Annotated in this window: 4 protein-coding genes; 3 read left to right on the top strand and 1 reads right to left on the bottom strand. The window is 41.6% G+C overall.

Annotated elements, in window-relative coordinates; genetic code table 11:
* The 3 genes from F6K38_RS37830 to F6K38_RS37820 all read left to right on the top strand — a co-directional run.
* A partial coding sequence (locus F6K38_RS37830; RefSeq protein ID WP_287360116.1) for a tetratricopeptide repeat protein occupies positions 1–1,284 on the top strand: 1,284 nt, incomplete at its 5' end.
* Positions 1,285–1,576: 292 nt separating this feature from the next.
* On the top strand, positions 1,577–1,897 hold the full coding sequence (locus F6K38_RS37825) for a HigA family addiction module antitoxin (protein ID WP_287360115.1): 321 nt from the start codon (positions 1,577–1,579) through the stop codon (positions 1,895–1,897).
* 110 nt (positions 1,898–2,007) lie between these two features.
* Entirely contained in the window at positions 2,008–2,268 is a 261-nt protein-coding gene (locus tag F6K38_RS37820; RefSeq protein ID WP_287360113.1) for a hypothetical protein, read from the top strand.
* 139 nt (positions 2,269–2,407) lie between these two features.
* Here F6K38_RS37820 and F6K38_RS37815 read toward each other — a convergent pair.
* On the bottom strand, positions 2,408–3,243 hold an 836-nt coding region (locus F6K38_RS37815), incomplete at its 5' end, for a DEAD/DEAH box helicase (RefSeq protein ID WP_287360112.1).

The raw sequence follows: 3,243 nt of genomic DNA, 5'->3' as shown, positions 1-3,243 counted from the left end.
TATACGTTAAGGTATTTAGTCCGTCGTGCTCCTGATTTTTTTGATTGGCGTTCTGGAGTAATAGAGTTTCCTGTAGATAGAGATATTGATTTACTTAAATATTATACTCCCCTTCAAGCTGATATTGACCAGGAAAAACCACAGCAAGTATCTCAAGATATAGTTCATAGTAGTGACGAGTATTATGACTTGTTGAAAAAGCTACTATTACTAGAGTATGAAAATGATGGGGATTTACAAGCTATTCATGATGTAGTTGACTCTAATGCGGATAAATTAGATAACTCGTTTGCCAAAATTTTAGAACAGTGGCTCCTTAAAACTTGTACTGACCTAAATCCTGAAGAAAAAGAAGCAATTGCCGGAATAGTAGAAAGTCTTTGTCTTGATATTTATAAATTTTCAGTAAAAAGTGCAAATAATTTAGAAATAGCCATTACTGGATTAAAAACTGTTTTACAATTACGTACCCCGGAAACTCTATCCCAAGAATGGGCGCAAACTCTATATTATATTGGTGCTGTTTATAGTAATCGTATTGTTGGCGAAAAATCACAGAATATAGAAGAGGCGATCGCTTGTTACCAACAGGCTCTTAGAGTTTATACCTTTGAGGCTTTTCCCGAAAAATGGGCAAGGACACAAAATAATCTAGGACTTGCTTACCTTGACCGAATCAAAGGTGATAAAGCACAGAATATAGAAGAGGCGATCGCTTGTTTACAACAGGCTCTTACCGTCAGAATATTTGAGGCTTTTCCCGAAAAATGGGCAAGGACACAAAATAATCTAGGACTTGCTTACCGTAACCGAATCAAAGGTGATAAAGCACAGAATATAGAAGAGGCGATCGCTTGTTACCAACAGGCTCTTACCGTCAGAACCTTTGACGTATTTCCCGAAGATTGGGCAATGACACAATATAATCTCGGTGTTGCTTACTGTAAGCGAATTAAAGGTGATAAAGCACAGAATATAGAAGAGGCGATCGCTTGTTACCAACAGGCTCTTAGAGTTTATACCTTTGAGGCTTTTCCCCAAAATTGGGCAACTATAAAAACTAATATGGGTGTTGCTTACGCTAAGCGAAGCAAAGGTAATAAAGCACGGAATATTAAACTGGCAATCGCTTGTATTAAAGAAACTATGAAAGTTTATACCTTTGACAATTTTCCTGAATATTGTGTCAGGCTAAACCGATTAAAATTTAGATTAAAGTTTACATATATAATCTCAAGACTACTATCCAACCTTAAGAAGCTTTTAGGGTTAAAAAAAACTTGATTATTTTAATAAATATAGATAATATAGCAATTCTACGACTTGTGAGGTACAAATGTCTGGGTTTTAGGGAGCAGGGAGCAGGGAGCAGGGAGCAGGGAAGAGGGAAGAGGGAAGAGAGAAGAGGGAAAAAATAATGTGTACCTCATGAGTCCTAGAAACGCTATAGCCCTCTTCTGTCATTTTGGGACAATCGAACGAATTGGCGTCATTTCAGCCTAGGAAAAATCAGAGTTTGACCCGAGTTTGACAGAAGAGGGATAGCAATTTGCCCACTCTAGGCAACTAAACACTAATGACTACAAAACTTACTCCTACTACTCCCGGTAACATTCTTCTAGAAGAATTTATCAAACCATTCGGCATCAGCGAGAATCAACTGGCTCAGGATATCCATGTACCCGTAACACAGGTCAATGCCATCGTAAACGGCAAAAAAACCATTACTACCGACACAGCCCTGAGGCTAGCCAGATATTTCAGTACTACTCCCCAATTTTGGTTGAATCTCCAGCAACATTATGAGCTTGAACTAGCCGAGGGAACCCTAGCTGATCAGATTTTCCAAACGATCAAACCCCTCGCTTCTATTGCGGCAAATGAACATGAAGCATAAGCTGAAAGCTGTCAGCTATCAGCTTACGGGCATCTTGGTGGAAGGGGCATCAGGTGTGGAATAGGCATCTTGTGTGGAAGCGATGCAGCGCGGTCTTGGGGGTTTCCCCCATGAGCGACTGCATCAAGACACTGGCATCTTGCCAGTTTCAATATATTTTCGGGCGGCCAGGATCCCCACTCTACTCTTATTCATTCCTTAATTCAGCCCATCTTACCCAACTGCTGGTGGGCAAAAACCCTTTGGTGCTTGTAATAATTATAGATCATATAATTTTGCCCACCCTACACAACTGCGGGTGCATCTCTATTTTGCTGTTTGACCCGGTGGTGCGTTACGGGACGGACTATCCCAACCCTGGCTACCGATAAAATCAGCCGAGCCCGTCCCTAACACACCCTACGCACTCTTGCCTTTTGCCTCTTGCCTCTTGCCTCTTGCCTCTTATCTGTTCCCTGTTCCCTTTCCTAAAGCTGATAGCTGACAGCTGACCGCTGACAGCGTACCAATTTAATCATCAATCACCGCACTCCGGTCAAGCAAAACCAAATCGCGCAATTGTTCCGTATTCATTTCGGTCAACCAATCTTCTCCAGCATCTACAGTTTGTTCCGCTAACTGTTTCTTACTTTCAATAATGTCATTAATCTTTTCTTCCACAGTGCCAGTACAGATAAACTTATGGACTTGAACATTGCGTTTTTGACCAATCCGAAACACCCGGTCAGTGGCTTGATTTTCCACCGCTGGATTCCACCAGCGGTCCACATGAAACACATGATTAGCTCTCGTTAAATTCAATCCAGTGCCACCGGCTTTCAGAGACAGAATAAATATCGATGGACCATCGGGGTCATTCTGGAACCGATCAATCATTTCCTCCCGTTGTTTCTTACGAGTTGCGCCATAGAGGAATAAAACTTCTTTGCCAAATTTGTGCTCTAAATAGGGTTTTAGCAATTTCCCCCATTCCGAAAATTGGGTAAAAATTAAGCCACGGTCTCCCTCAGAAATCGCCTCTTCTAACATTTCTTCCAACCGTCGTAACTTACCCGACTGCTGGCTAGACATTAACGAATTATCTCCCGTTTTCCCCTTCGTCTTTTTCCCTTTACTGTCTAACAGAGCAGGATGATTACACAGTTGCTTGAGTCTCAACAACAAGGTCAAAATCATGCCCTTGCGCTTAATCCCCTCAGCCTCTTCAATTTGTGCTAAGGAATCATCCACCAACTGTTGATAAACCGTAGCTTGGGCTGCGGAAAGACCACAAAAAACATTCATTTCCTGCTTTTCGGGCAAATCTTGAATAATAGACTTATCGGTTTTGAGGCGACGGAGGATAA

It is taken from the genome of Moorena sp. SIO3B2, from assembly GCF_010692525.1.
GTDB classification, from domain to species: Bacteria; Cyanobacteriota; Cyanobacteriia; order Cyanobacteriales; family Coleofasciculaceae; genus Moorena; species Moorena producens.
This window is presented reverse-complemented; position numbering and strand designations above follow the sequence as displayed.